This window comes from Rhizobacter sp. Root1238, assembly GCF_001425825.1.
Classification (GTDB): domain Bacteria; phylum Pseudomonadota; class Gammaproteobacteria; order Burkholderiales; family Burkholderiaceae_C; genus Rhizobacter.
This window is the reverse complement of sequence record NZ_LMDM01000005.1, coordinates 183,528-210,510: the sequence shown is the minus strand read 5'-3', so window position 1 is coordinate 210,510 and position 26,983 is coordinate 183,528. Positions and strand designations below refer to the sequence as shown.

Below are 26,983 nucleotides of genomic sequence, written 5' to 3'. Positions count from 1 at the left end.
CCGACAGACGGCGCCAGAGACGAAGGCACTGCAGGCGCTCTAGTCGAGCTTCGCCGCAATGTCTGCAGCGGTTGCGTTGAAGTATCGAAGGGCCATCTTCATGTCGGTCCAGCCAAACATTCGGCAAAGCTCGAAGGGCGTCAGCTTTCCGGAGCTGCCGAGCCGAGTCGCTGCCGTGTGCCGCGACGCATGAAATGTGATGTCCGCAAGTTCCTTGGGACGGTATTTCCGATACAGCGCATCCGCGCTGCTCGCCGAGGGACCGAACGCCAGATCACCGCCGGCCGACAGTTCTAGGATCTCGATTGCCCGACGACTCAGTGGAACGTTGCGTGCCTGACCATTCTTCGTCAACGGGAGGTGTGCGACCCGATTCTTGGAGTCAACGTTGCTCGCGCGCAGACCGAAGATCTCGCCGGCACGCATACCAGTCTCCAACGCAAAGAGCAGCCCCAGCGCCACACGCTGTGATTGCGTCGTCGGCGTGCCATCGGTATACCCAAGCGCCGCACACAAGGCCTTCACCTCCTTCGGCGACATCACGCGCTCCTTGCCCGGCGGCGGCGTAGGACTCTTGACGCGGGTCAACACGTTGACCTTGAGCCAGCTCCATTCGTCGAGCGCGATGCGGCACATCGCCCGGATCACGTTGAAGTCACGCGCGATCGAACCTGGCGCGAGAGGCTTGCGATCGACACTTCCTGCCGCGAGCGAATCGCGCCAGGTCGACCAGTCGTCCGACGTGATTTCCGTGAGCGGCTTGTCGATGAACGGGATCGTCGCCTTGAACTTCGCGATCCGAATGCTTTCGGCACGCCACCCGCGCTTCTTGCTGGTCTCGGTTTCCTCGTAGCGTTCGAAGGCCTCGCGCAAGGTCTTGCGCGGCACTTTGCCGACGCGACCGTCTTCGATGTCGGCCTCTCTCTCGGCCATCCAGCGAACGGCCTCAGCCTTCGTCCTGAACATCTCCGAGTCGTACACGCCGCGCCGCCGCACCTCTGCTCGCCAGCGATCGCCGGCCTTGCGAACTGCCCCCATGACTCCCTCCACATCAGCGTAAATTCAGCGTAATGCGGCGTAATTCAGGCTGCTTTCTGATCTCGTTCGATCCAGCCCTAGGCACCCGCACCGCGAGGTTTGACGCGGATTATCGGGGAGTTCAGCGTATTTTCGCGTAGGCGAAAATGGGGTGGTGGTGCCTCGGGTCGGAATCGAACCGACACTCCTTGCGGAACGGGATTTTGAGTCCCGCGCGTCTACCAATTTCGCCACCGAGGCCGGTGCAGGGGGTGAGAGTTTGCCACAGCCTTTGGGGACAAGCCCAAACCGGGTACGCTTGGCGCCCCTTCCCTTGTAGCGGACCTTGCATGCCTTCGTTGCCTCCCGTCACCCAGGCCCTGCTGCTGATCAACGTGGGCATGTTCTGCCTGCAGTACGTGCTCGGCTTCATCGTCGACCGCTTCCTGGCCCTGTGGCCGATCGGCGCCGGGTTCCTGCCCTGGCAGATCGTGACCTACGGCTTCCTGCACGGCAGCTTCAACCACCTGCTGTTCAACATGCTCGGCTTGTGGATGTTCGGCGCCGAACTCGAACGCCTGTGGGGCGCGAAGCGCTTTCTGCAGTTCTTCATGGCCAGCGTGGTCGCAGCGGCCGGCTTCCAGCTGATCGTCTGCGCGCTGATGGGCGCCACCTTCCCGACCGTCGGTGCCTCCGGTGGCCTGTTCGGGCTGCTGCTCGGCTTCGCGATGATGTTCCCGAACCGCACCATCGTGCCGCTGATCCCGCCGATCCCGATGAAGGCCAAGACCTTCGTCGCGATCTATGGCGGCCTGGAGCTGCTGTTCGGCGTCACCGGCACGATGGCCGGCGTGGCCCACTTCGCCCACCTCGGCGGCATCTTCGGCGGCTGGCTGATGATCCGCTACTGGCGCGGCCAGCCGCCGTTCGGCCGGCGCTGATCTGCTGACGCGGCGCTGATTTCACGCCGCGGAAAGCCCCCGCCTCGCCAAGGGCGCGCCGAAGCGCTCATGCTCGTCCGCACGACTGGTCTCGTACGGAGGGCCTCATGAACGTCATCGACGCACGGCTTCATGCGATGCGCGGTGCCATGCACCGATGGACCGTGGGTTGCCTGCTTGCAGCCTGCGGCGCGGCCCTCGCGGCCACACCCTCCGATGACGCCGAGGCCACGCTGAAGGAACAGGGCGAGCTGCTGGCCCGCGCCGCGGCCGCCGTGGTCGGCGTGCAGGTGCAGGCGCTCGGCCACGCCACGTCGGCCGAGACCCTCGGCAAGCTGCGCCTCGGCTCCGGTGTCGTGATCGGCACCGACGGGCTGGTGCTGACCATCGGCTACCTGATCCTCGAGGCCGACCAGGTCGACCTGCAACTCGATTCGGCACGCGTCGTGCCGGCGCGCGTCGTGGCCTATGACCAGGCGACCGGCTTCGGGTTGCTGCAACCCGTCACGCCGCTGCGCCTGCCGCCGGTACCGCTCGGCGACACCAGCCAGCTCGCGCCCGACGAGCCGGTGATGATCGTCAGCGGCGGCACGCCGGTCGCCCAGGGCGAGCTGAGCCTCGCGCGCGTGGTGTCGCGGCGCCCGTTCTCCGGCTACTGGGAATATCACATCGATGGCGCGCTGTTCACCGCGCCGCCGCGGGCCGACCACAGCGGCGCGGCGCTCTTCAATGCCAACGGCGAGTTGCTCGGCATCGGTTCGCTGATCGTCGCCGACGCCGGCGGCGACGACGCGCCGCGCCTGCCCGGCAACATGTTCGTGCCGATCGACCTGCTGAAGCCGATCCTGAAGGAGATGCGCGACAGCGGCAGCACCGCGCTGAGCCATCGGCCGTGGCTGGGGCTGAACTGCGTCGAATCCGGCGGGCAGGTGCGCGTCGTCAAGGTCAGCCGCGGCAGCCCGGCCGAGGCTGCCGGGCTGCAGGCCGGCGACCTGATCCTGCGCATCGACGGCGTCGCGGTCGCCGGGCTGGAGCGCTTCTACAAGACGCTGTGGGGCGGCGGCGCGGCGGAGCGCGAGGTGACGCTGGAGGTGAAGCGCGGCGACGAGACGCAGACGTTGAAGGCGCGTGCGACGGATCGAATGAAGACCTTGACCCAGTCCCTCGGCGTGTAGCCTACAGCCCGTCGCGCACCGTGGGGTAGCGCAGCCGCACGCGCAGCTCTTCGCGCAGCCGGCGGTTGTCGAGGCGCCGCGATTCCGACAGGAACGACATCTGCATCGCCGGCAGCTGCTGCCGGGCTTCGTCGCGCGTGATGCGCGGCGGGCGCGGCAGCCCGCACAGGTCGGCCGCCAGGTCGAAGTAGTCGCCCATCTTCAGCTCGGTGTCGTCGCTCGCATGCACGATGCGCTGCGGCAGCCCGCGGTGCAGCGCCGCGATGCAGGCACGCGCCAGGTCGTCGGCATGGATGTGGTTGGTGTACACGTCGTCCTCCGCGCGCAGCACCGGCGTGCCGCGCGCGACGCGTTCGCGTGGGTGCCCGCCCGGCCGGTCGGGTGCGTAGATGCCGGGGATGCGAAGGATCGTCACCGCGACGCCGAAGCGCCTGCCGTGCAGCCGCAGTCGCGCCTCGGCATCGACGCGCCGCCGCGCGCGGTCGCTGGCCGGCGCGGCAGCACGCGTCTCGTCGAAGCGCGCACCGCCGGCATCGCCGTACACGCCGCTGGTGCTGCCGTAGACGATGCGCCGCACACGCGGCGAGCGGGCCAGCGCCGCCAGCAGCGCCGCGGTGCGCGGATCGTCGGCGCCCTGGCCGGGCGGCGGTGCCAGGTGCAGCACCGCATCGGCCAGGCCGGCCAGCCGGCCGAGCGTCGAGGCATCGTCGAGGTTGCCCACCAGCGGCCGCACGCCGAGCGCGCGCAGCACCGGCACGCGCGCCGATGACGACGTGAGGGCCAGCACCCGCCAGCGCCCTTGCAACAGCCGCACGACACGCTCGCCCACATCGCCGCAGCCGACGATCAACACGGTGGGGCGCTTGAAGCGGGTCGGCAGGTCGGGGTGGAAGGGCATTGGATCGCGGGCAGAATCGAGGGCTGGTTTCCAGGGCCTGTTGACAGGTTACCCCATGACTTTCACCGCGACCGTGCAGCCCAGCGGCACGAGTTTCCAGGTCGATCGCGACGAGCCGATCCTCGCAGCGGCGATCCGCCAGGGCGTCGGCCTGCCGTATGGCTGCAAGGACGGCGCCTGCGGCTCCTGCAAGTGCCGGCTCCTCGAAGGCCGCGTGATCCACGGCGCGCACCAGGCCAAGGCGCTGAGCGACGCCGAAGAAGAGGCCGGCTTCGTGCTGACCTGCTGCGCCGCGCCGCAGACCGACGTGGTGCTGGAAGCCCGCACCGTCGCCGGCGCCGGCGAGTTCCCGGTGCGCAAGATGCCGTGTCGCGTCAACCGCATCGAGCGGCCGGCCGGCGACGTGGCCGTGCTGCATCTGCAGCTGCCGGCCAACGACCGCCTGCGCTACCACGCCGGCCAGTACGTCGAATTCGTGCTGCGCGACGGCAGCCGCCGCAGCTACAGCATGGCCAACGCGCCGCACACGCAGGAGCAGCACCCCGGCATCGAGCTGCACATCCGCCACATGCCGGGCGGCAAGTTCACCGATCATGTGTTCGGTGCGATGAAGGAGAAAGAGATCCTGCGCCTCGAAGGCCCGTTCGGCAGCTTCTTCCTGCGCGAGGATTCGGCCAAGCCGATGGTGCTGCTGGCCAGCGGCACCGGCTTCGCGCCGATCAAGGCGATCGTCGAGCACCTGCGCTTCAAGGACAATGCGCGTCCCGCCGTCGTCTACTGGGGCTGCCGCAGCCGCGCCGACCTGTACCTGCACGACTGGATGCTGCAGGCCGCGAGCGAACTGCCGTGGCTGCGCTACGTGCCGGTGCTGTCCGAGCCGAAGCCCGACGACGACTGGACCGGCCGCGCCGGCTTCGTCCATCTCGAATTGATGGCCGACCTGCCCGACCTGTCCGGCCACCAGGTGTATGCCTGCGGCGCGCCGGTGATGGTGGAATCGGCGCAGCGCGACCTGGTCGCCCGCTGCGCCCTGCCCGCCGACGAGTTCTACGCCGATTCATTCACGTCCGAAGCCGACAAGCACCCTGCCTGAGACCCCCTTCGATGCAACGCAGACACCTCCTCTCCCTGGCCGGCGCCGCCGCGCTGCCCGCTCTCTCGACCCTGGCTTCGGCCCAGGGCAGCAAGCCGATCCGGCTGGTCGTCCCCTACTCGCCCGGCGGCCCGCTGGACGTGATCGCCCGCGCGCTGGCCGACAAGGTCAAGGACAGCCTCGGCCTGGTGATCGTCGACAACAAGGCCGGTGCCGGCGGCAACATCGGCGCCGATGCGGTCGCCAAGTCGGCCCCCGACGGCCTGACGATCGTGATGGGCGCGGTCGCGACGCATGCGATCAACCCGTGGCTGTACGCCCGCATCCCGTACGACCCGATCCGCGACTTCACGCCGATCACCGGCGTCGCGCAGGTCCCCAACGTGCTGGTGATGAACACCGAGACCGCCGCTCGGCTCGGCATCCGCAACGTGGCCGACCTGGTCGCGTACGCGAAGAAGAACCCCGGCAAGCTGAACTACGGCTCGGGCGGCAACGGCAGTGCCGGCCACCTGGCCGGCGAGATGTTCAAGGCGCAGGCCGGCGTGTTCATGGTCCACATCCCGTACTCGGGCGGCAACCCGGCGCAGCTGGCGCTGCTGTCCGGTCAGGTCGACCTGAACTTCGACAACCTGGCGACCGCGTCGACCAACATCAAGGCCGGCAAGCTGCGCGCGCTGGCCGTCACGACCACGACGCGTTCGAGCGCGATGCCCGAGGTGCCGACCATCGCCGAAGCCGGCGGCGGGCTCGCACGCTTCGACGTCAACACCTGGTTCGGCCTGTTCGGCCCGGCCGGCCTGTCGGCCGACGTGACGCGCAAGCTGAACAAGGCGTTCACCGACGCGCTCGCGACGCCCGACATCAAGGCACGCTTCGCGACGCTGATGGCCGAGCCGATCCCGAGCACGCCGGAGCAGTTCGCCGCGTTCGTCAAGCGCGAACGCGCGAAGTACGAAACGGTGGTGAAGCAGTCCGGCGCGAAGGTGGACTAGGGCCGAGCGCCGGGCCGCCAAGGGCCACGAAGAGGGCCACTTCGTGGCCCAAGCCGGCCCGCATCCCCTCGGGGGATCGGTCGACGTACTCGTCGACCGAGGGGTCGACATTACTTTTTCTTGGCCGGCGCCTGCGGCTGAGACGCCGGCGTCGTGCCGCCGTCGACACCCAGGCGGCCGCCGGTGCCCAGGCCGCCCTTGACGGTCTGCGCCTTGTAGTTGCGCAGCGACTTCACCATCTGGTTGAACGAGTCGGCGAACGCGGTGACGACCACCTTGCCCTGCGGCGTGTTGGCATAGCCGCCGCCGCCGCCGACCAGCCCGCCGGTGAAGGCGGCGCCGAACATGCCGAAGTCGAAGTTCTTCGCGGTGCCTTCGGCGGCCGAGATCTGCACGCCCGAGCGGTTGTCGATCAACAGCAGCGTCGTCGACGCTTCATTGCGGCTGACGTTGCCGGCCACCGCGCCCAGCAGGCCCAGCCCGCCGCCGCCGAGGAAGCCGCCACCGCCGCCGGTCTTGCCCGAGAACTGGATCGCCGGGCTCATCGTGTAGTCGGCCGAGACCATCTGGCCCTTGCCGAAGTTGCTGTTGGCGCGCATCTCGCCGCTCTGCTCGAGCGAACGCTCCTTCATCATGTTGTTCATCGCGCCGCCGCGCTCGACGATCACGAAGCAGTTGCTCTGCTGCACCATCAGGCGCAGCACCGGGATGGTCGAGCCGAGCTGGTGCTGGCGCAGCTGGTAGTACCAGGGCGCGGTGGTGTCTTCCTGCACCGCCAGCGTGCCCAGCGACTCGCTGCATTTCTCGAGCTGGCTGTTGTTGTTCTCGGCGGTGCTGCCACCGGCGGCGCCCGACACGGTGCCCTTGTTGTCGCCCATCGTCGGCATGGTGGAACCGCAGGCGGCGAGCAGCACGGCAGAGGCGATGACGGCCAGGCTCAGGCCCGACGTGCGCAGGGAAGCATTCATGGGAACTCCTAGGGGTTGTTCGTCGCGGCCCTGTGTTGAGCCGTCTTCGCGAAGCAGTATAGGAACGCCCCCTGGCGCGCGAAACCACCCAGGCGGGTGGTTTGGCGTGAAAGACGACCCGGATTGGCATCCGGGCTCCAGGTTGCAGCCCGGATGGAGCGCAGCGCCATCCGGGAGCCGCCGAGCCTCACTCGCCGAGATAGGCGGCGCGCACTTTCGGATCGTCCAGCAGCGCCTTGGCGTCGCCGTCCATCGTGACCTCGCCGGACTCCATCACGTAGCCGCGGTTGGCCAGCTGCAGCGCGCGGCTCGCGTTCTGCTCGACCAGCAGCACCGTGGTGCCGCGGCTGTGGATGTCGGCGACGACCTCGAAGATCTTGTCGACCATGATCGGCGACAGCCCCATCGACGGCTCGTCGAGCAGCAGCACCTTGGGCTTGGCCATCAGCGCGCGGCCCATCGCGAGCATCTGCTGCTCGCCGCCCGACATCGTGCCGGCGAGCTGGTTGCGGCGCTCCTTCAGGCGCGGAAAGATCGCGAACACCTTCTCGATGTCGGCATCGATCTCCTTGTCGTTGCGCACGAAGGCGCCCATCTGCAGGTTCTCGGTGATCGTCATCCGCGTGAACGTGCCGCGGCCCTCGGGCACCATCACCAGCCCCTGCTTGACCAGGTCCCACGGCCCCTGCCCCTTGATCGGCTTGCCGAGGAACTCGATCTCGCCGGCGGCCACCGGCTGCAGGCCGGTCACGGCCTTCAGCGTGGTGGTCTTGCCCGCGCCGTTGGCACCGATCAGGCTGACCAGCTCGCCTTCGTGCACTTCGAACGACACGCCCTTCACGGCCTGGATGCCGCCATACGCGACCCGCAGGCCGCCGACCTTCAACAACGTTGCTGCCATGTGGGGCGTCCTCAGTGAGTCTTGTGTCCGGCGCCGAGGTAGGCCTCGATCACCTTTTCGTTGCGTTGCACGTCGGCCGGCGTGCCTTCGGCGATCTGCTTGCCGTAGTCGAGCACGGTGACGCGGTCGCACAGGCCCATCACCAGCTTCACGTCGTGCTCGATCAGCAGGATCGTGCGGCCGTCGTTGCGGATGCGGTCGATCAGCTCGCGCAGCACGACCTTCTCGGTCGCGTTCATGCCGGCGGCCGGCTCGTCGAGCGCGATCAGCTTCGGGTCGGTGGCGAGCGCGCGCGCGATCTCCAGCCGGCGCTGGTCGCCGTAGCTCAGCGTGCGGGCCTTGAACTCGGCGTACTTGCCGATGCCGACGTAGTCGAGCAGCTCCTGCGCGCGCTTCGCGATCGCGGCCTCCTCGGCCTTGAAGCCGCTGGTGCGGAACACCGCGCCGATCAGGCCCGAGCCGGTGCGCACGTGGCGGCCCACCATCACGTTCTCGAGCGCCGTCATCTCGGCGAACAGCCGGATGTTCTGGAAGGTGCGCGCGATGCCGGCCTTGGCCACCTCGTGCACCGCGGTCGGCTGGTAGGGCTTGCCGCCCAGTTCGAAGCTGCCGGCGTCGGGCGTGTACAGCCCGGTCAGCACGTTGAAGAAGGTCGTCTTGCCGGCGCCGTTCGGGCCGATCAGGCCATACACCTGGCCGGCCTCGATCGCGATGCCGACATCGGAGAGGGCTTGCAGGCCGCCGAAGCGCTTGGAGACGCCACTGACCTTGAGAACAGTTTCTGCCATGCGGGGCTCCTTGTTGTTATTTGGTCGGGATGGGAGCCGCCTTGCCGTGCTCCGGCGAAGGCCAGAGGCCCCGCGGGCGCGACAACATGATGGCGATCATCGCCAGCGCGATCAGCAGCTGGCGCAGGATGGCGGCGTCGAGCCGGCCATCGGTCATGTTCTGCAGCGGGCCGGCCACGTAGCGCAGCACCTCGGGCAGGGCCGACAGCAGCAGCGCGCCGAGGATCACGCCGGGGATGTGGCCGATGCCGCCCAGCACCACCATCGCGACGATCATCACCGACTCCTGCAGGCTGAACGATTCCGGCGAGATGAAGCCCTGGAAGGTCGAGAACAGCACGCCCGACACGCCGCCGAAGGTGGCACCCATGCCGAAGGCCAGCAGCTTCAGGTTGCGGGTGTTGATGCCCATCGCCTTGGCCGCGATCTCGTCCTCGCGGATCGCCATCCACGCGCGGCCGATGCGCGAGCGCTCGAGCCGGTAGCAGATCAGCACGCTGAGGACCACCAGCGCCAGGAAGAAGAAGTAGTAGCTGGTGACCGGCGGCAGGTCGATGATGCCGAACAGGCTGTGGCGCTTGCCGAGGTCGTAGCCGAGGAAGTTGAACGAATCGATCTGCGCGAGGCCCTTCGGGCCGTTGGTGATGTTGACCGGCGCATCCAGGTTGTTCATGAACACCCGGATGATTTCACCGAAGCCAAGCGTGACGATCGCGAGGTAGTCGCCGCGCAGCTTCAGCGTCGGCGCGCCGAGCACCACGCCGAAGATGCCGGCCACCAGCGCGCCGATCGGGATCGCGAGCCACCACGGCGTGTGCAGGCCGCCCGGGAACATCTCGGCGATGCGCGGAAAGGTCTCGGCCAGCTGCGGCGACGCCAGCAGGCCGAACAGGTAGGCGCCGACGGCATAGAACGCGACGTAGCCCAGGTCGAGCAGGCCGGCGTAGCCGACCACGATGTTCAGGCCGAGCGCGAGCAGCACGTACAGCAGCGCGATGTCGAGGATGCGCACCCAGGCGTTGCCGAAGTACTGCGCGATGAAGGGCACGATCGCCAGCACGATGGCCGCGGCGATCCAGGTCCCGATCTTGTTGTCTCTGAGGTTCATGGTGGGTTCCCTTGTGCGTCAGGCGCGGTCTGCGACACGCTCGCCCAGCAGGCCCTTCGGGCGCAGCGTCAGCACGAGGATCAGCACGATGAAGGCGAAGATGTCCTGGTAGTGGCTGCCGAGCACGTCGCCGGTCAGGTCGCCGATGTAGCCGGCGCCGAGCGACTCGATCACGCCGAGCGCCACGCCGCCGACCATCGCGCCGGCCAGGTTGCCGATGCCGCCGAACACCGCGGCGGTAAAGGCCTTCAGCCCCGGCAGGAAGCCCATCGAGTGCTGCACCGAGCCGTAGTTGGCGGCATACATCACGCCGGCCAGCGCCGCGAGCGCCGCGCCGATGATGAAGGTGGCCGAGATCACCGTGTCGGGCTTGACGCCCATCAGGCTCGCCACGCGCGGGTTCTCGGCGGTGGCGCGCATCGCGCGGCCCAGCTTGGTGCGGTTCACCAGGTACATCAGCCCCGCCAGCGTGATCGCGGTGACGACCAGGATCAGGATCTGCACGGTGTTGATGACCGCGCCGCCGATGAAGAAGGGCTCGCTCGGCAGCAGGATCGGGTACGACTTGTAGTTCGGCTTCCAGATGATCATCGCGAGCGTCTGCAGCAGCAGCGACATGCCCATCGCGGTGATCAGCGGCGCGAGCCGCGGCGCCGTGCGCAGCGGCCGGTAGGCGATCTTCTCGATCGTGTAGTTGAGGGCCGAGCACACCACGATCGCGGCGATCAGCGAGATCAGCATCAGCAGCCAGCCCGGCAGGCCGGTGCCGGCGAGCGCGGTGACGACCGTCCAACTGGTGAGCGCACCCACCATCAGCACCTCACCGTGCGCGAAATTGATCAGGTTGATGATGCCGTAGACCATCGTGTAGCCCAGTGCGACCAGCGCATACACGCTGCCCAGCACCAGACCGTTGATGATCTGCTGGATGAAGGTATCCATGTGAAAAGTCTCCTGCGGAAATCCAAGGCGGCAGCCTTGTCGAATCAAGGAACAGCTGCCGCGCGAAGCCAGCCACCGTTCCTGTAGCAAAAAGCCCGCCGTCGTTATCTGGCGGGCTGCGCTGCACCCTGCTGCACCCAAATGAGGCGGTGGGGGCGGATTCTAGAGGGCGGCCACCGCGAAAACAGGCCTCGGTTACCCGGGCGGAACAGAACAAGTCTCGGCGTTTACCCGGATCGTCAGCGTTTCCTGCTGGACTCCTCGTTCAGCCGACGCAGTTCCTGCAGGCGCTCGCCGATACGCAGTTCCAGCCCGCGCGGCACGGGCTGGTAGAAGCGAGGCGTTTCCATATCGTCGGGCCAGTAGCGCTCGCCGGCCGCGAAACCGCCCTCTTCGTCGTGGGCGTAGCGGTACTCGCGGCCGTAGTCGAGGTCCTTCATGAGCTTTGTCGGTGCGTTGCGCAGGTGCAGCGGCACCGGGCGGGTGCCGTCCTGCTGGATGAAGCTGCGCACCGCCTTGTACGCGCTGTAGACGGCGTTCGACTTCGGCGCCATCGCGAGGAACACCACCGCCTGCGCCAGCGCCAGCTCGCCTTCGGGCGAGCCCAGGCGCTCGTAGGTCTCGGCGGCGTCGAGCGTCATGCGCAGCGCGCGCGGGTCGGCCAGGCCGATGTCCTCGCTGGCCATGCGCACCAGGCGGCGTGCCGCATAGCGCGGGTCGACGCCGCCGTCGAGCATGCGCACGAACCAGTAGAGCGCTGCATCGGGATCGCTGCCGCGCACGGACTTGTGCAGCGCCGAGATCGTGTCGTAGAACTGCTCGCCGCCCTTGTCGTAGCGGCGCAGCTGCTCGCCGAGCGATTTCTCGAGCTGCGCCTCGTCGATCTCGGCCGCGCTGCCGACCATGCGCACCAGGTTCTCGTAGGCGTTCAGCAGGCGCCGGGCATCGCCGTCGGCATAGCCGATCAGGCGCTTCGCGGCCGGCTCGCTCATCGGCGGCGCGGCCAGCAGCGCGCGGGCCCGCTCCAGCAGCGTCGTCATGTCGGCATCGTCCAGGCTCTTCAGCACGTGCACCGTCGCGCGCGACAGCAGCGCCGAGTTGACCTCGAACGACGGGTTCTCGGTGGTCGCGCCGATGAAGGTGAACAGGCCCGATTCGACGTGCGGCAGGAAGGCGTCCTGCTGCGCCTTGTTGAAGCGGTGCACCTCGTCGACGAACACGACGGTCTTGCGCCCGGAGGTGCGGGCCGCGTTGGCGCGTTCGACCGCCTCGCGGATGTCCTTCACGCCGCCGAGCACCGCCGAGATCGCGATGAACTGCGCGTCGAACGCATCGGACATCAGCCGCGCCAGCGTCGTCTTGCCGACGCCCGGCGGGCCCCACAGGATCATCGAATGCAGCCGGCCCGATTCGAACGCAACGCGCAGCGGCTTGCCCTCGCCCAACAGCTGCTGCTGGCCGATCACCTCGTTCAGCGTGCGCGGGCGAAGCCGCTCGGCGAGCGGCGCCTGGCGGTCGACCTCGGCTTCATCGAAGAAGGGAAGTTGCTGATCGGCCATCGTGAATGATCACTGCTCGATCAGGTCCGCGCCCTTCGGCACCGTGAACACGAAGCTGTCCGGCGCGATCGCCGCGTTCGCCGCAAAGCCGCTGAACAGCAGCAGCGAGCGCTGGCCGAAGCCGTCGGTGATCTCGATGGCCGCCAGCTCCTTCGCCTTGAAGCCGACGCGCACCGCCTGGAACGCGCTGTCCTTGGCCTTCGGCGTCGCCTGCACCCACGACAGGCCGTCCTTGTCGGGCAGCGGTGCGAGTTCGAAATCCTTCTCGAGCGATCCGCCGGCCAGCAGCGCAGCCGGCGTCGCGCCGAGCGCCTGCGTCAGCTTGCGCGAGCTGGCCTGGTTCAGGTCGGCGTCGTAGATCCAGACCTTCTGGCCGTCGGCGACGATCAGCTGGTTGACCGGCTTCGCGTAGGCGAAGCGGAAGCGGTTCGGCCGGGAGAACTCGAAGGTGCCGCTGGAGTTCTTCTTCTTGACGCCGTCGGGGGCCGTGACGGTCTGCGTGAACGCGGCCTTGCCGCTCTTCACGTCGCGCACGAACTCGCGCAGCGTGTCGACCGCATCGGCGTGGGCCGCGGCGCCGCAGAACAGCAGCAGCGCTGCAAGCCATCGGGATATTTTCATGCGGTGGATCCGGTCATTCATCGCGGTTCGGCACGACGATGTCGCGGTTGCCGTTGGTGGACATGGCTGTTACGAGCCCGGATTTCTCCATTTGTTCCAGCAGACGGGCCGCGCGGTTGTAGCCGATGCGCAGGTGGCGCTGCACCAGCGAGATCGACGCGCGCCGGTGCTGCAGCACGATGCCCACGGCCTGGTCGTACATCGGGTCGGCCTCGCCGCCGCCCTCGCCCGCGGCACCCGGTGCGGCATCGCCGCCTTCGGTGTCGAGCGTGCCGCCCTCGAGGATGCCCTCGATGTAGTTCGGCTCGCCCTGCTCCTTCAGGTACTTGACGACGCGGTGCACCTCTTCGTCGCTGACGTAGGCGCCGTGCACGCGGATCGGCAGCCCGGTGCCGGAGGGCATGTACAGCATGTCGCCCATGCCCAGCAATGCTTCGGCGCCCATCTGGTCGAGGATGGTGCGGCTGTCGATCTTGCTGCTGACCTGGAACGACAGGCGGGTCGGGATGTTGGCCTTGATCAGGCCGGTGATCACGTCGACGCTCGGCCGCTGCGTTGCGAGGATCAGGTGGATGCCGGCCGCGCGCGCCTTCTGCGCCAGGCGGGCGATCAGTTCCTCGATCTTCTTGCCGACCACCATCATCAGGTCGGCCAGCTCGTCGATCACGACGACGACGAAGGGCAGGCGCTCCAGCGGCTCGGGCTGCTCAGGCGTCAGGCTGAACGGGTTGCCGAGGATCTCGCCGCGCTCGGCGGCATCGGCGATCTTCTTGTTGTAGCCGCTCAGGTTGCGCACGCCGAGCTTGCTCATCAGCTTGTAGCGCCGCTCCATCTCGCCGACGCACCAGTTCAATGCGTTGGCCGCGTGCTTCATGTCGGTGACGACCGGCGCCAGCAGGTGCGGGATGCCTTCGTAGACGCTCATTTCGAGCATCTTCGGATCGATCAGGATCAGCCGCACGTCGCGCGCCTCGGCCTTGTACAGCAGGCTCAGGATCATCGCGTTGATGCCGACCGACTTGCCCGAGCCGGTGGTGCCGGCGACGAGGCAGTGCGGCATCTTCGCGAGGTCGGCCACCACCGGGCCGCCGACGATGTCCTTGCCCAGGCCCATCGTCAGCTGCGACGACGCGTCGTTGTAGACCTGCGAGCCGAGGATCTCCGACAGCCGGATCGTCTGCCGCTTCGCGTTCGGCAGCTCGAGCGCCATGTAGTTCTTGCCGGGGATCGTCTCGACGACCCGGATGCTGACGAGGCTCAGCGAGCGCGCCAGGTCCTTCGCGAGGTTGACGACCTGCGAGCCCTTCACGCCGGTGGCCGGTTCGATCTCGTAGCGCGTGATCACCGGTCCCGGCGACGCGGCCACCACGCGCACCTCGACGCCGAAGTCCTTCAGCTTCTTCTCGATCAGCCGCGAGGTCATCTCCAGCGTCTCGGGCGTCACCGTCTCCATGCGGCCGGGCGCGGCGTCGAGCAGGTCGACCTGCGGCAGCTTCGTGTCGGTGAGCTCGGTGAAGAGCGGCTTCTGGCGCTCCTTGACGATCCGCTCCGACTTCGGCACCTCGACCACCGGCGTCTCGATGACGATCGGCGCATGGTCCTCGGCCAGTTGGTGCTCGACCTCGACGACATGCTCGCGCTCGCGCAGCGCCTGTTCGCCCAGGCGGTGGTCTTCGGCGCGCTCGATGCGCTCGACGCGGCGCTCGCGCAGCGAATCGACCCAGGCGCCGATGCGCTCGGCCAGGCGCACCCAAGAGAAACCAAATGCAAGTGCGCTGCCGGCCACCAGCATCGCGATCCACAGCACGCCGGAGCCGGCGAAGCCGAGCAGTTTCATGCTGGCCGGACCGAGCAGGTAGCCGATCACGCCGCCGGCATGGCCGCCGGCGACGAAGCTTTCCCATTGGTAGAGCCGCGTCCATTCGAGCGCGGTGCTCGCCACCATCAGCAGCAGCACGCCGACCCAGAAGGCCCACAGCGGGCGGCGCTTGTCGCGCGGGCCTGCATGCTCTTCGCCATGGCGCAGCAGCCGGGCAAGCGCCGAGAGCCAGGCGCGCGCGGCGATCGCCACCAGCCACCAGGCCGAGTAGCCGAACACGACGAACGCGATGTCGGAGAACCAGGCCCCCAGCGTGCCGGCCTTGTTCAACGCGGTCGCGGCGGATCCGGAGGTGGAGAACGCGCTGTCGGCGGCCTGGTGCGTGGCCAGCGCCAGCACCGCCAGCAGCCACAGCACACCGCCGATCAGCACCGCGAGCTGCGTGCGCAGGCCGGCGCGGTCGACGTCGGCGTCACCGCCGCCGGTGGCGGAGCGGGTGTAGGTGCCGCCGGCGTGGGCTGGGGCGGCATGGTTCGGTGCGGCAGCGCCGCCGTCGGCACGAAGCGATCCGAGCGGAAAAGTCATCGGCCGATTGTGGCCGATCGCGCCGGAGTCACCCAGCGGCCGCCGCGGAACCGGCTCCGCCGGGCCGCTGGCGGCGCCCCTTGAGGGGAAGGCGCGCAGCGCCCTCGGGGTGGTCCATCAACCACTCGTCAGGCGCTCCTTGATGATCACCGAGCCGTTCTCCTGCGTCTCGACGATGCCGCGGTCTTCGAGGTCCTTCATCACGCGGCTGACCATCTCGCGCGAGGCGCCGACGATCTTCGCCAGGTCCTGGCGCGACACCTTGTTTCGGATGATCTTCACCTCGCCGTCCATCTCGGACATGTCGAGCAGCGAGCGCGCGACGCGGCCGTAGACGTCGAGCAGCGCGAGCGATTCGATCTGGCGGTCGGCGCTGCGCAGCCGCGACACCAGGCCGCGCATGATCGCGTACGACAGGCTCGAATTCTCAGGCAGGCAACGCGCGAACTCGGCGCGACCGAGGATCAGCATGTCGGTCTGCACCTCGGCGCGGACGGTGGCCGAATGCGGCTCGTTGTCGATCAGGCTCATCTCGCCGACATAGTCGCCCGGCTGCAGCACCGCGAGGATGACCTCGCGGCCGCGCGAATCGGAGGTCAGCACGCGGGCCCGGCCGGTCAGCAGGATGAAAAGGGCATTCGACTTCTTGCCATGCTCCACGACGATTTCACCGCGACGGAAGCGGCGCTTGACCACGCTGTCGGCGATCGCCGTCGCCTGCTCGTTGGTGAGCATCGAGAACAGCGGTACGCGCCGAATGAGGTCAAGATTGGACAACATGGCCATCGAACTTCCTCCTGTTTGGGGTGGTTGCCGGCAAACGTGAAAAACTCACAGTTCCTACAATTTCGCTATTGTCACCATTACGCAGATTGACACCAGCCGGAGTCAACCCCATGTCAGACTCGGCGGCGTTTTTCTCTGTCGATCGCCGCATTTCGCTGCCTTTGCGCCACGCGCGCCCACCAGAATCCGTCGAGCTTCTTCATGAACAGCACCCCCAAGCATGCCCAGGTCCTCATCCTCGGATCCGGCCCGGCCGGCTACACGGCCGCCATCTACGCGGCCCGCGCCAACCTGAAGCCGATGCTGGTGACCGGCATCGCGCAGGGCGGGCAGCTGATGACGACGACCGAGGTCGACAACTGGCCGGCCGACGTGATGGGCGTGCAGGGACCGGAGCTGATGCAGCGCTTCCTGGAACATGCCCAGCGGTTCAACACCGAGATCGTGTTCGACCACATCAACCAGGTCGACTTCTCGAAGCGCCCGTTCACGCTGAAGGGCGACTCCAACACCTACACCTGTGACGCGCTGATCATCTGCACCGGCGCGTCGGCCAAGTACATCGGCCTGCCGTCGGAAGAGGCCTTCATGGGCCGCGGCGTCAGCGGCTGCGCCACCTGCGACGGCTTCTTCTACCGCGACCAGGACGTGTGCGTGGTCGGCGGCGGCAACACCGCGGTCGAGGAAGCGCTGTACCTGTCGAACATCGCCCGCAAGGTCCACCTGATCCACCGTCGCGACAAGTTCCGCGCCGAGGCGATCCTGATCGACAAGGTGGCCGAGAAGGTCAAGGCCGGCAAGATGGAACTGCACCTGTGGCAGACGCTCGATGAAGTGCTGGGCGACGCGTCCGGCGTGACCGGCGTGCGGCTGAAGAGCACGCAGGACGGCGCTACCCACGACCTGACGCTGAAGGGCTGCTTCATCGCGATCGGCCACCAACCCAACACCGACATCTTCAAGGGCCAGGTCGAGATGAAGGACGGCTACATCGTGACGCGCAGCGGCCTGGGCGGCTTCGCGACGATGACCACCGTGCCGGGCGTGTTTGCCGCCGGCGACGTGCAGGACCACGTGTACCGCCAAGCCATCACCAGCGCCGGCACCGGCTGCATGGCGGCCCTGGATGCGCAGCGCTTCCTGGAGCAAGGCATCGCCTGAATTGGCGCCGGCCCGAAAAGCTGGCTATAATCGCGGTCTTTGCCGAAAGCGGCAGGTGTCTCATGGAGGCATCTGGCCTGAGCTTTCGAAGAGGCGCCCACCAAGCCCCGAAGATCGCGCTGACTGACCCCATCGGCCAGTCAGCCGACCCGAAGCCTGCTCTGGGTGCCACTCCTGAAACGAGATTCAAGTGGAGAAGCGTCATGGCACGCGTCTGTCAAGTAACGGGTAAGGGCCCGATGGTGGGAAACAATGTCTCCCACGCCAACAACCGGACCAAGCGTCGTTTCCTGCCGAACCTGCAGTACCGTCGCTTCTGGCTGGAAACCGAAAACCGCTGGGTCCGCCTGCGCATCACGAACGCAGCACTGCGTCTGATCGACAAGGTCGGCATCGAGCAAGTGGTCGCGGACCTGCGCGCCCGCAACGCACTCTGATTTAGGAGCCGATCATGGCAAAAGGTGGACGCGAAAAGATCAAGCTGGAATCGTCAGCCGGCACCGGTCACTTCTACACGACCGACAAGAACAAGAAGACGACGCCCGAGAAGATCGAGATCATGAAGTTCGATCCGAAGGCTCGCAAGCACGTGATGTACAAGGAAACGAAGCTGAAGTAATTCGGCTGCGCTTCACCAGAAACCCGCCCGGCGCATCGCCCGGCGGGTTTTTTGTTGCCCGAAGTCGGTCGAGCCAGGCTCGTGGCGCGGATCCCGATCCGGGACACCTCTGACCGAAGCCACCCTGCCCGACCCGCACCCCCGACCAGACGCCGCCCGACAGGCGTAAAAAAGCCCGCTCGAAGCGGGCCTTCCGACGAGAGGCAGAGGCCTCAGGCGTGTGCAGCGCGGAGCTTGACGGCAAACTCCTGCAGCGCGGCGATCCCGCTCTCTTCAGCCTTCTTGCACCAGGCCTGCAGATCCACCACCAACTGCTCGGCCGACACGTTGGTGCGGGTCCAGAGCTGGCGCAGTTCTTCGCGCATCGTCACCAGCTTCGACAGCGCCGGGCTGTCGGCACAGACGCTCACCACCTGGGCCTTCACGTGCGCCGGGATCTTGTCTTCGTCGCGGTGCAGCCAGCGGCGCGCCAGGCGCATGTTGGCCAGCTTGGCGTTGCCGGCGGCGACGCCTTCAGCCTTCAGGCGCTTGACCTCGGCGCGGCATGTGTCGCGCAGCCCACCGGCGTACTTGGCCATCACTTCGTAGCGGTTGGCGATGATCGCCTCGAGCGTCTTCGAATCGGCCACCGGCTTCACGTCACCCAGGCGCAGCATCGGCGGCGTCTTGCGGACCTTGGCCAAGCCGAGCATCTCCAGGCCGCGGATGTAGGCCCAGCCGATGTCGAACTCGTATTTCTTGACCGACAGCTTGGCCGAGGTCGGGTAGGTGTGGTGGTTGTTGTGCAACTCCTCGCCGCCGATGATGATGCCCCACGGCGAGATGTTGGTGCTGGCGTCGACCGCCTCGAAATTGCGGTAACCCCACCAGTGGCCCAGGCCGTTGATGATGCCGGCAGCGGTGATCGGGATCCACGCCATCTGGATCGCCCAGATGGTGGCGCCGATCGCACCGAACAGCGTCAGGTTGATGATCAGCATCACGCCGACGCCCTGCCAGCTGTAGCGGGTGTAGAGGTTGCGCTCGATCCAGTCGTCCGGCGTGTTGTGGCCGTACTTGGAAAGCGTCTCCTGGTTCTTGGCTTCAGCACGGTAGAGCTCGCTGCCGGTGAACAGCACGGTCTTGATGCCGTGCGCGACCGGGCTGTGCGGGTCTTCCTGCGTTTCGCACTTCGCATGGTGCTTGCGGTGGATCGCGACCCACTCCTTGGTCACCATGCCGGTCGTCAGCCACAGCCACAGCCGGAAGAAATGCGACGGCACCGCGTGCAGGTCGAGCGAGCGGTGCGCTTGCGAGCGGTGAAGAAAGATCGTGACCGATGCAATCGTGATGTGGGTCAGAACCAGCGCAATGATGACAATTTGCCACCACGTGGTTTCGACCAGGCCGTTCGCCAGCCAGTTCACCAGAGCATCCCAGACCGTCATCAACAGGTTCATCAATTCGCCTTTGCACCGTCACACAAGAAACGGGTCCCGCATTGTAGGGGACCCCCTCTACGAACAACCCGCTGAAAGAGCGGGGTTTGCACCATTCAGTTCCGTAGATCGCGCTGTACTGATCGAAATCAAGCGCCTTATGTTTGCACTCACTGACAAATTCACGTCAGACAACTCAGCGGCGCTCCCAGACAGCGGCGAAGAATCCGTCGGTCGCATGCCGGTTCGGCCAGAGACGGACGAAACCGTTGGTGACGAGTTCGGCCGGCGTGCCGGCATGGGCCTTCTCCAGCGCTGCCGCGGCGTCCAGCGGGGCGAACTCCCGGGCGTGCGATTCGGTGAACGCCTGGGCGATGTCCTCGTTCTCGGCCGCCAGCAGGCTGCAGGTCGCGTAGACGAGCCGGCCGCCGGGCTTCAGCAGCCGTGCGGCGCTGTCGAGGATCGCCGTCTGCTTGACCCGCAGCTCCTCGACCGATTCCGGCGACTGGCGCCATTTCAGGTCGGGATTGCGGCGCAGCGTGCCCAGGCCGGAACAGGGCGCGTCGACCAGCACGCGGTCGATCTTGCCGGCCAGCCGCTTGATGCGGTCGTCGCGCTCGTGCGCGATCTGCACCGGGTAGACGTTCGACAACCCGCTGCGCGCCAGCCGCGGCTTCAACGCCGCCAGTCGGTGCCCCGAGGTGTCGAAGGCGTAGAGCCGCCCGGTGTTGCGCATCGAGGCGCCGAGCGCCAGCGTCTTGCCGCCCGCGCCGGCGCAGAAGTCCACCACCATCTCGCCGCGCTTCGCATCGGTGATCAGCGCGAGCAACTGGCTGCCCTCGTCCTGCACCTCCACGTCGCCCGCGGTGAAGACCTCGAGCTTGTTGACCGCCGGCTTGCCCTGGGCGCGCAACCCCCACGGCGAGAACGGCGTCGGCTGCGCGTCGATGCCCTTGGCGGCCAGCGCGGCCTGCACGTCCTCGCGCTTGGCCTTGAAGGTGTTGACGCGCAGATCGAGCGGCGCGCCCTCGTTCAGGCTGTTCACCAGCGGCCAGAATTCCTCGCCGAGCGCGGCCTGCAGCCGCTCGGCCAGCCAGTCGGGCAGGTTGTGGCGCAGCTTGTCGGGCAGTGCCGCGGTGTCGACCGCCTGCACCTTGGGCAGCCAGTGCTGCTCGAAATCGTTCATCGCGGCGCGCAGGAAGCCGTCGTTGCCCTGCCAGCCCAGCAGCGCCAGCCGCCGTTCCATCTCGCCCTTGCCCGACTGGGCCAGATGCTGGAACAGCAGCCGCTTGCGCAGCACGGTGTAGGTGGTCTCGGCCAGCGAGTGGCGCTCGCGGGCACCGAGTTCGCGGTGCTCCTTGAAGAAGGCCGATACGACGCTGTCGGCAGGGGTATCGAATCGAAGCACGCGGTGCAACAGTTCGGTGGCGTGTTCGAGCAAGGCGTTGGGGTGCATCCCCCGATTATCCTTGCCGCCATGACCGAGCCCGACCTGCCGCCCCTTCCCACCGTGCCCACCGGCCTCTACCGCCACTACAAGGGCGGCGAGTACGAGGTGATCGGCGTCGCGCGGCACAGCGAATCGCTGGCGCCGGTGGTGGTCTACCGCCCGCTGTACAACGACACCGGCTGGTGGGTGCGGCCGTTCGAGATGTTCGTCGGCACGGTCGAGATCGACGGCATCGTCCGCCCCCGCTTCGAGCGCTTGCCCGTGCGATGAGGACGCTGCTCGCGCAGATGCGCGCCCGCCCGCACCTGCTGCTGTCGGCCGGCGCCGGCGCGATCGTCGCGTGGCTCGCCCCGCTGCCCGCCCAGGCGCCGCCCTCGCTGCTGCTTGGCTGGAACGTCGCCGTGTGGCTGTACCTCGCGCAGGCGTTCTGGATCATGTCGCGCGCCGACCACCACCACCTGCGGCGCACCGCGGTCGCGCAGGCCGAAGGGCACGGCGTGGTGCTGCTGGCGGTGATCGCGGCCGCGGTGGCGAGCCTCGCGGCGATCGGCGTCGAACTGTCGAGCGCCAAGGGCGCCGCACCGCAGCAGGCGCTGCCGCGCATCGCATTCGCGCTCGTCACGGTGATCGGCGCCTGGCTGCTGCTGCCCACGCTGTTCGCACTGAGCTATGCCAGCACCTATTTCGCGCGCGACGCCGGGCCGGCCGACTGCGGGCTGGTGTTCCCCGGCGACCCGAAGGCGCCGCGCCGCTACTGGGATTTCCTGTACTTCTCGTTCACGATCGCGGTCGCATCGCAGACCGCCGACGTCGCGATCACGCACAGCACGATGCGCCGCACGGTGCTGATTCAATCGCTGCTGTCGTTCGCGTTCAACACCGCGATCCTCGCGCTGACGATCAACATCGCCGCCGGCCTGATCTGACGCCGCATCTCGAAGCGCGGCCTACAGCAGCTGCGACTCGCCCGCCGTGTGCGTGACGACATCGCCGTCGACCCGCAGCAGGCCCTGCACCAGCCAGCGCACCGCGCGCGGGTACATCACGTGTTCGCGCGCCAGCACGCGGGCCGACAGGCTGGCCTCGGTGTCGCCCGGCAGCACCGGCACGGCCGCCTGCGCGATGATCGGCCCGTGGTCCAGCGCCGGCGTCACGAAATGCACCGTCGCACCGGCCAGCTTGCAGCCCGCTTCGATGGCACGGCGATGCGTGTGCAGCCCCGGGAATGCCGGCAGCAGCGACGGGTGCACGTTGATCATCCGGCCGGCGAAGCGCGCGACGAAGCCGTCGCCGAGGATGCGCATGAAGCCGGCCAGCACCAGCACGTCGGGCGCGAAACCGTCGATCGCCGCGGCCAGCTCGGCATCGAAGGCCTCGCGGTCGTCGAAGCGCTTGTGGTCCACCGCCACCGCGGCGATGCCGCGCTCGCGCGCGAACGCGAGCCCCGCCGCATCGGGCCGGTTGCTGATCACCGCCGCCACCTGCGCCGGCCAGCCTTCGGCGGCGCAGGCCTGCACGATGGCTTCCATGTTGGAGCCCCGGCCGGAGATCAGGATCACGATGCGTTTCATCGGCCGGCAGTGTAGTGCCCACCTACAATGCGCCCCACCATGACGCAACGCGTGCTCACCGGCATCACGACGACCGGCACCCCCCACCTCGGCAACTACGTCGGCGCGATCCGCCCCGCGATCGCGGCCAGCCGCGAACCCGGCGTCGAGAGTTTCTTCTTCCTGGCCGACTACCACGCGCTGATCAAGTGCGACGAGCCCGACCGCATCGAGCGCTCGCGCCTGGAGATCGCCGCCACCTGGCTGGCCGCCGGGCTCGACCCCGAGCGCGTCACGTTCTACCGCCAGAGCGACATCCCCGAGACGCCCGAGCTCACCTGGCTGCTCACCTGCGTGACCGCCAAGGGCCAGATGAACCGCGCCCACGCCTACAAGGCCGCAACCGATGCCAATGAGGCACAGGGCAGGGACGCCGATGACGGCATCACGATGGGCCTGTTCAGCTACCCGATCCTGATGGCCGCCGACATCCTGCTGTTCAACGCCCACCGCGTACCGGTCGGGCGCGACCAGGTGCAGCACATCGAGATGGCGCGCGACGTCGCGCAGCGCTTCAACCACCTGTTCGGCAAGGGGCGCGAGCTGTTCGTGCTGCCGCAGGCGCAGGTCGACGAAGCCGTCGCGACGCTTCCGGGCCTCGACGGCCGCAAGATGTCGAAGAGCTACGACAACGCGATCCCGCTGTTCGAAGGCGGCCCGAAGGCGCTGAAAGAGGCGATCGCGCTGATCGTCACCGACTCGAAGCTGCCTGGCGAACCGAAGGACCCGGACTCCTCGCACCTGGTGACCATCCACGATGCCTTCGCCTCCACGGAGCAGCGCGCCACCTTCCGCGCCGAGCTGCGCGACGGCCTGGGCTGGGGCGATGCCAAGCAGCGGCTGTTCGAACGGATCGAGGCCCACGTCGGGCCGATGCGCGCGCACTACGCCGACCTGATGGCGCACCCCGAGCGCATCGAAGAGGCGTTGCTGGTCGGCGCCCGCAAGGCGCGCGCGGTGGCAACGCCGTTCCTGCAGGAGCTGCGCGGCGCGGTCGGGCTGCGGTCGATGAAGGCGGTCGCGCGCACCGGCGCGCCGACAGTCGCCGTCGAAGCGCCGAAGCTGGCCGTCTTCAAGCAATACCGCGAGGCCGACGGCCAGTTCTATTTCAAGCTCACCGCATCCGACAACCTCGTGCTGCTGCAAAGCCGCGGCTTCGCCGAAGGCCGCGAGGCCGGCGGCTGGGTCAAGCGGCTGAAGACCGAGGGCGCAGCTGCATTGACCGATGCGCCGGTCGAGCTGGGCGCCGAGCGCCAGGTGGTCGAACAGGCGCTCGCCCTGCTCGCCGCAGCGCAGGAATAACCCGCGCTGCCGGGGTCTTCGGCGCGCGCTATGCTCTGCCCCCCGCAGGGTTTCCGCATGGCCGCCATCCACATCACCGACATCGAATCCGCCATCAACTGGTGGCGCGATCGCAGCCCGTCGCCGGACGGCATCACCGCCTGCCCGCAGGTGCTGGCGCTGGCCGAGGTGTATGCGCTGCTCGTCTACTACCACGAGAGCGAGTGCGACGAGGCCTCGATGCCGGACAAGGCCCGCGACGCCTGGCTGCAGTGGTACGCCAGCACGCCCGATGCGCCGTGCATCGCGATCTGCTCGACCAGCCAGGGCGACGACGTCTGCAAGGGCTGCGGTCGCACCTTCGACGAAGTGCAGCTGTGGACCGAGATGACGCCGGCCGAGAAGCGCGTCACCTGGCGGCGCATCACGATGGAAGGCACCGCCTGGCGTTTCAACCGCTACGCCGAACGCGCGCAACCCTCCGGCGAAAGCCCGGCCGCGTGACGGCGGCGGCCCTCACGAGCGAGCACGGCCTGCTCGACAGCGCGCGCCGCATCGCGCGCCTGGCCTGGCCGGTGTTCATCGGCCAGCTCGCGGTGCTCGCGTTCAGCACCGCCGACACCGTGATGGTGGCGCGCCACACCGCGCTCGACCTGGCCGCGCTCGCGATCGGCGCCGCCACCTACATCACGATCTTCGTCGGGCTGATGGGCGTCGTGCTCGCGATCGGCCCGATCGCCGGCCAGCTGTTCGGCGCCCGCGACCTGCCCGGCGCCGGCCGGCAGTTCCAGCAGTCGGTGTGGCTCGCGCTGCTGCTGGCGGTGCCGGGCTGCGCGCTGCTGCTGATGCCGCAGCCCTTCCTCGCGCTCGCGCAGGCCTCGCCCGAGGTCGCCGAGCGCGTGCGCGGCTACCTCGGCGCGCTCGCGTTCGCGTTGCCGCCGGCGCTGGTGTTCACCGCGTTCCGCGGCTTCAACACCGCGGTGTCTCGTCCGACCACCGTGATGCTGCTGCAGCTGGGCGCACTGGCGCTGAAGGTGCCGCTGAACGCGGTGCTGGTGTTCGGCGCCACGCTCGGCCCGCTGCAGATCCCCGCGCTCGGCGCCGCGGGCTGCGGGGTGGCCACCGCCATCGTGATGTGGCTGCAGCTCGCGCTCGCGTGGCAGGTGCTGCGGCGCGACAGCTTCTACAACGCGTTCGGCCTGCGCGGCCATCCGTTCCCGAAACCCGATCGCGCGAGCCTCGCGGCACTGCTGCGGCTGGGCGTGCCGATGGGCGGCTCGATCTTGATCGAGGTGACCGGCTTCACCTTCATGGCGTTCTTCATCTCGCGCATCGGCAGCACCGCGGTGGCCGGGCACCAGCTCGCCGCCAACCTGATCTCGCTGATGTTCATGCTGCCGCTGGCGCTGGCCAACGCGAGCGGCACGCTGGTGGCGCAGAGCATCGGTGCCCACGACGCGGCCGATGCGCGGCGCATCGGCCGGCACAGCCTCCTGATCGGCACCGCACTGGCGGCGGTGCTCGGCTCGGCGGTGTACCTCGCGCGCGAGACGGTGCTGGGCGCCTACACGCGCGACGCGACCATCGTCGCCGCCGCGATGCCGCTGCTGGCCTGGGTCGCGGTGTTCCACATCGCCGATTCGGTGCAGACGATCGCGTCGTTCGTGCTGCGCGCCTACCGGCTCGCGACGGTGCCGATGCTCATCTACGCGTTCGCGATCTGGGGCGTCGGGCTCGGCGGCGGCTACATGGTGGCGTTCGACACCACCGGGCGCATGCCGGCCGTGCTGCAGGGCGCGGTGGGCTTCTGGTCGGCGTGTACCGCCGGCCTGGTGTCGGCGGCGCTCGGGCTCGGCGGTTTCCTGGTCTGGCTGTGGCGCCAGAAGTCGATCGACTGAAGGCCGTCGCCTGATCAGGCCAGCGGCAGGCTCAGCTCGAAACAGCTGCCGCCACCATCGCGCGACTCGCAGCGCACGCTGCCGCCATGCCGTTCGGCGATCTGCTTGACCAGGCTCAGCCCCAGCCCGACGCCGCCGGCCTGCTCGGCATGGCCGGGCAACCGGTAGAACGGCTCGAAGATCCGCTCGCGCAGCGTCTCGGGCACACCCGGCCCGCGGTCGCAGACCTGCACCAGCGCGCGGCCCGAACCGTTGCGCACCTCGATCGTGATGTCGCCGCCGCCGTAGCGACGGGCGTTCTCGAGCAGGTTGCGCAGCGCGCGGCGGATCAGCCGCTCGTCGCCCTGCACGGTGGCCGTGCTGCCATCGGCGTCGGCGCCGACGCGCGAGCCTTCTTCGGCGGCCAGCGCCAGCAGCTCGACCGGCTCGTGGTGGTCGACATGCTGCAGCGCGTCGAGGCGGCTCGCGAGCAGCACCTCTTCGACCAGCGCATCGAGCTCGCCGACATTGGTGTCGATCTCGCGGCGCAGCCGATGGCGCTGCTCGGGCGTCGCGTCTTCCATCATCGACACCGCCATGCGCAGCCGCGCGAGCGGCGAGCGCAACTCGTGGCTGGCGTTCGCGAGCAGCGACTGGTGCGAGCGCACCAGCGCCTCGATGCGCTCGGCCGCGAAGTTGAAGCTGGCCGCCACCGCCGCGACCTCGTCGCGCCCCGACACCTCGACGCGGTGGTGCAGTTCACCGGCGCCGAACTGCTCGACGCCGCGCTTCAGCGCCTGCAGCCGCCGCGTCAACCGCCGCACCACCGGCCACGCGCCGGCGGCCACCGCGACGAACAGCAGCACCAGCACGACGATCGTGCCGACGCCGCGCTGCCAGGTGGGCGGCACGAACGGCAGGTTGGGCGGCAACGGACCGAACTCGCCTCGGCCTTCGGGCGGCGGGCGCCGCAGGCCGGGCCGCAGCACCCACAGCGTGCGGCCGTCCTCGAGGTGGATCTGGAAGCTGCGCGTCTGGCCTTCGCCCTGGCGCAGCACGAACGAATCGGACGCCGAGATGCGGTCGCCGTTCGGATCGTCGAGCGCGAGCGGCAGCCGCAGCCGCTGCGACCACTCGCGCAGCGCCTGGGCCTGGTCCTCGTGCGGCGCTTCGGCGCCCGGCAGCGAGCGCTGGATCAGGTCGCCCCACGCGGCCATGCGTTCGGACAGCACGGAGTCGGCGCGGATGCGTTCGTCTTCCATGTGGCGCTGGAACAGCCAGGCCGAACCGGACGCGAACAGCAGCAGCACCGCCACGACGGTGAGGTAGATCCGAAGGGTCAGCGTGCGCATCGCGGCCTCAGCGCGCGGA

Annotated in this window: 27 protein-coding genes and 1 tRNA gene; 12 read left to right on the top strand and 16 right to left on the bottom strand. The window is 68.3% G+C overall.

From position 1 onward, the window contains the following. Window positions 1-39 precede the first annotated feature (39 nt). Both ASC98_RS06510 and ASC98_RS06505 read right to left on the bottom strand, forming a co-directional pair. The gene (locus ASC98_RS06510; RefSeq protein ID WP_082541723.1) at window positions 40-1,038 is read right to left on the bottom strand and encodes a site-specific integrase; all 999 of its coding nucleotides are present in this window, start codon (window positions 1,036-1,038) and stop codon (window positions 40-42) included. A 155-nt stretch (window positions 1,039-1,193) separates the two neighbouring features. Next, window positions 1,194-1,278, bottom strand: a tRNA-Leu gene (locus ASC98_RS06505). Between the two features lie 89 nt (window positions 1,279-1,367). Here ASC98_RS06505 and ASC98_RS06500 point away from each other — a divergent pair. Beyond that, complete coding sequence (locus ASC98_RS06500) at window positions 1,368-1,958, top strand: rhomboid family intramembrane serine protease (RefSeq protein WP_056810386.1); 591 nt, start codon at window positions 1,368-1,370, stop codon at window positions 1,956-1,958. A gap of 107 nt (window positions 1,959-2,065) precedes the next feature. Further along, window positions 2,066-3,133 (top strand): S1C family serine protease, encoded by a 1,068-nt coding sequence (locus ASC98_RS06495; protein WP_235581187.1) that lies wholly within the window; start codon window positions 2,066-2,068, stop codon window positions 3,131-3,133. Between the two features lies 1 nt (window position 3,134). Here ASC98_RS06495 and ASC98_RS06490 read toward each other — a convergent pair whose 3' ends face one another. Further along, complete coding sequence (locus ASC98_RS06490) at window positions 3,135-4,031, bottom strand: NAD-dependent epimerase/dehydratase family protein (protein WP_056810384.1); 897 nt, start codon at window positions 4,029-4,031, stop codon at window positions 3,135-3,137. 55 nt (window positions 4,032-4,086) lie between these two features. On the opposite strand from ASC98_RS06490, the gene ASC98_RS06485 reads away from it, so the two are divergent. Together ASC98_RS06485 and ASC98_RS06480 are read left to right on the top strand one after the other, a co-directional pair. Beyond that, the gene (locus ASC98_RS06485; protein WP_056810382.1) at window positions 4,087-5,124 is read left to right on the top strand and encodes a CDP-6-deoxy-delta-3,4-glucoseen reductase; all 1,038 of its coding nucleotides are present in this window, start codon (window positions 4,087-4,089) and stop codon (window positions 5,122-5,124) included. 11 nt (window positions 5,125-5,135) lie between these two features. Continuing rightward, a complete protein-coding gene (locus ASC98_RS06480; RefSeq protein ID WP_056810379.1) occupies window positions 5,136-6,119 on the top strand; it encodes a tripartite tricarboxylate transporter substrate binding protein in 984 nt (327 codons plus the stop codon). Between the two features lie 110 nt (window positions 6,120-6,229). On the opposite strand, the gene ASC98_RS06475 is transcribed toward ASC98_RS06480, so the two are convergent. The 9 genes from ASC98_RS06475 to ASC98_RS06435 form a co-directional block, all read right to left on the bottom strand. Further along, window positions 6,230-7,087: a CsgG/HfaB family protein gene (locus ASC98_RS06475; RefSeq protein WP_056819768.1), complete on the bottom strand. Its 858-nt coding sequence runs from the start codon at window positions 7,085-7,087 to the stop codon at window positions 6,230-6,232. Between the two features lie 187 nt (window positions 7,088-7,274). Beyond that, on the bottom strand, window positions 7,275-7,988 hold the full coding sequence (locus ASC98_RS06470) for an ABC transporter ATP-binding protein (protein ID WP_056810375.1): 714 nt from the start codon (window positions 7,986-7,988) through the stop codon (window positions 7,275-7,277). An 11-nt stretch (window positions 7,989-7,999) separates the two neighbouring features. Next, on the bottom strand, window positions 8,000-8,776 hold the full coding sequence (locus ASC98_RS06465) for an ABC transporter ATP-binding protein (protein ID WP_056810374.1): 777 nt from the start codon (window positions 8,774-8,776) through the stop codon (window positions 8,000-8,002). A 16-nt stretch (window positions 8,777-8,792) separates the two neighbouring features. Further along, a complete protein-coding gene (locus ASC98_RS06460) occupies window positions 8,793-9,884 on the bottom strand; it encodes a branched-chain amino acid ABC transporter permease (RefSeq protein WP_056810373.1) in 1,092 nt (363 codons plus the stop codon). Between the two features lie 18 nt (window positions 9,885-9,902). Further along, window positions 9,903-10,826, bottom strand: a complete 924-nt coding sequence (locus ASC98_RS06455) for a branched-chain amino acid ABC transporter permease (protein WP_056810370.1) — start codon at window positions 10,824-10,826, stop codon at window positions 9,903-9,905. Window positions 10,827-11,065: 239 nt separating this feature from the next. Beyond that, complete coding sequence (locus ASC98_RS06450; RefSeq protein ID WP_056810368.1) at window positions 11,066-12,385, bottom strand: replication-associated recombination protein A; 1,320 nt, start codon at window positions 12,383-12,385, stop codon at window positions 11,066-11,068. Window positions 12,386-12,394: 9 nt separating this feature from the next. Further along, window positions 12,395-13,006 (bottom strand): outer membrane lipoprotein chaperone LolA, encoded by a 612-nt coding sequence (lolA, locus tag ASC98_RS06445; RefSeq protein WP_056810365.1) that lies wholly within the window; start codon window positions 13,004-13,006, stop codon window positions 12,395-12,397. A 13-nt stretch (window positions 13,007-13,019) separates the two neighbouring features. Next, window positions 13,020-15,410: a DNA translocase FtsK gene (locus ASC98_RS06440; RefSeq protein ID WP_056810362.1), complete on the bottom strand. Its 2,391-nt coding sequence runs from the start codon at window positions 15,408-15,410 to the stop codon at window positions 13,020-13,022. Window positions 15,411-15,527: 117 nt separating this feature from the next. Then, on the bottom strand, window positions 15,528-16,196 hold the full coding sequence (locus tag ASC98_RS06435; RefSeq protein WP_056810359.1) for a Crp/Fnr family transcriptional regulator: 669 nt from the start codon (window positions 16,194-16,196) through the stop codon (window positions 15,528-15,530). A 201-nt stretch (window positions 16,197-16,397) separates the two neighbouring features. Between ASC98_RS06435 and trxB the strand changes: the two genes are divergently transcribed. The 3 genes from trxB (at window position 16,398) to rpmG (ending at window position 17,976) form a co-directional block, all read left to right on the top strand. Continuing rightward, a complete protein-coding gene (gene trxB, locus ASC98_RS06430; protein WP_056810356.1) occupies window positions 16,398-17,357 on the top strand; it encodes a thioredoxin-disulfide reductase in 960 nt (319 codons plus the stop codon). A 203-nt stretch (window positions 17,358-17,560) separates the two neighbouring features. Further along, complete coding sequence (rpmB, locus tag ASC98_RS06425) at window positions 17,561-17,794, top strand: 50S ribosomal protein L28 (protein WP_056810352.1); 234 nt, start codon at window positions 17,561-17,563, stop codon at window positions 17,792-17,794. Window positions 17,795-17,808: 14 nt separating this feature from the next. After that, window positions 17,809-17,976: a 50S ribosomal protein L33 gene (gene rpmG / locus ASC98_RS06420; RefSeq protein ID WP_047498832.1), complete on the top strand. Its 168-nt coding sequence runs from the start codon at window positions 17,809-17,811 to the stop codon at window positions 17,974-17,976. 212 nt (window positions 17,977-18,188) lie between these two features. On the opposite strand, the gene ASC98_RS06415 is transcribed toward rpmG, so the two are convergent. Both ASC98_RS06415 and ASC98_RS06410 read right to left on the bottom strand, forming a co-directional pair. Further along, window positions 18,189-19,415, bottom strand: a complete 1,227-nt coding sequence (locus tag ASC98_RS06415) for a fatty acid desaturase (protein ID WP_056819766.1) — start codon at window positions 19,413-19,415, stop codon at window positions 18,189-18,191. Window positions 19,416-19,590: 175 nt separating this feature from the next. Next, complete coding sequence (locus ASC98_RS06410) at window positions 19,591-20,850, bottom strand: RsmB/NOP family class I SAM-dependent RNA methyltransferase (protein WP_056810348.1); 1,260 nt, start codon at window positions 20,848-20,850, stop codon at window positions 19,591-19,593. A gap of 21 nt (window positions 20,851-20,871) precedes the next feature. Here ASC98_RS06410 and ASC98_RS06405 point away from each other — a divergent pair, with 21 nt between their 5' ends. Continuing rightward, window positions 20,872-21,114 carry a DUF1653 domain-containing protein gene (locus tag ASC98_RS06405; protein ID WP_056810345.1) on the top strand — a complete coding sequence of 81 codons (243 nt, stop codon included), beginning with the start codon at window positions 20,872-20,874 and terminating at the stop codon, window positions 21,112-21,114. Continuing rightward, complete coding sequence (locus ASC98_RS06400; protein WP_056810342.1) at window positions 21,111-21,770, top strand: DUF1345 domain-containing protein; 660 nt, start codon at window positions 21,111-21,113, stop codon at window positions 21,768-21,770. Before ASC98_RS06405 ends, ASC98_RS06400 begins: the two co-directional genes overlap by 4 nt. Before the next feature lie 21 nt (window positions 21,771-21,791). On the opposite strand, the gene purN is transcribed toward ASC98_RS06400, so the two are convergent. Further along, window positions 21,792-22,415 carry a phosphoribosylglycinamide formyltransferase gene (gene purN, locus ASC98_RS06395; RefSeq protein ID WP_056810339.1) on the bottom strand — a complete coding sequence of 208 codons (624 nt, stop codon included), beginning with the start codon at window positions 22,413-22,415 and terminating at the stop codon, window positions 21,792-21,794. Between the two features lie 39 nt (window positions 22,416-22,454). Here purN and ASC98_RS06390 point away from each other — a divergent pair, with 39 nt between their 5' ends. Genes ASC98_RS06390 through ASC98_RS06380 form a run of 3 tightly spaced genes read left to right on the top strand, consistent with a single transcriptional unit; the run spans window position 22,455 to window position 25,633 of the window. After that, a complete protein-coding gene (locus ASC98_RS06390; RefSeq protein WP_056819805.1) occupies window positions 22,455-23,756 on the top strand; it encodes a tryptophan--tRNA ligase in 1,302 nt (433 codons plus the stop codon). A gap of 57 nt (window positions 23,757-23,813) precedes the next feature. Then, complete coding sequence (locus tag ASC98_RS06385; RefSeq protein ID WP_056810337.1) at window positions 23,814-24,239, top strand: DUF3717 domain-containing protein; 426 nt, start codon at window positions 23,814-23,816, stop codon at window positions 24,237-24,239. Further along, the gene (locus tag ASC98_RS06380) at window positions 24,236-25,633 is read left to right on the top strand and encodes an MATE family efflux transporter (RefSeq protein ID WP_157597792.1); all 1,398 of its coding nucleotides are present in this window, start codon (window positions 24,236-24,238) and stop codon (window positions 25,631-25,633) included. Before ASC98_RS06385 ends, ASC98_RS06380 begins: the two co-directional genes overlap by 4 nt. Before the next feature lie 14 nt (window positions 25,634-25,647). Here ASC98_RS06380 and ASC98_RS06375 read toward each other — a convergent pair whose 3' ends face one another. Then, window positions 25,648-26,964 carry a HAMP domain-containing sensor histidine kinase gene (locus tag ASC98_RS06375; RefSeq protein WP_056810335.1) on the bottom strand — a complete coding sequence of 439 codons (1,317 nt, stop codon included), beginning with the start codon at window positions 26,962-26,964 and terminating at the stop codon, window positions 25,648-25,650. Window positions 26,965-26,983: the final 19 nt, after the last annotated feature.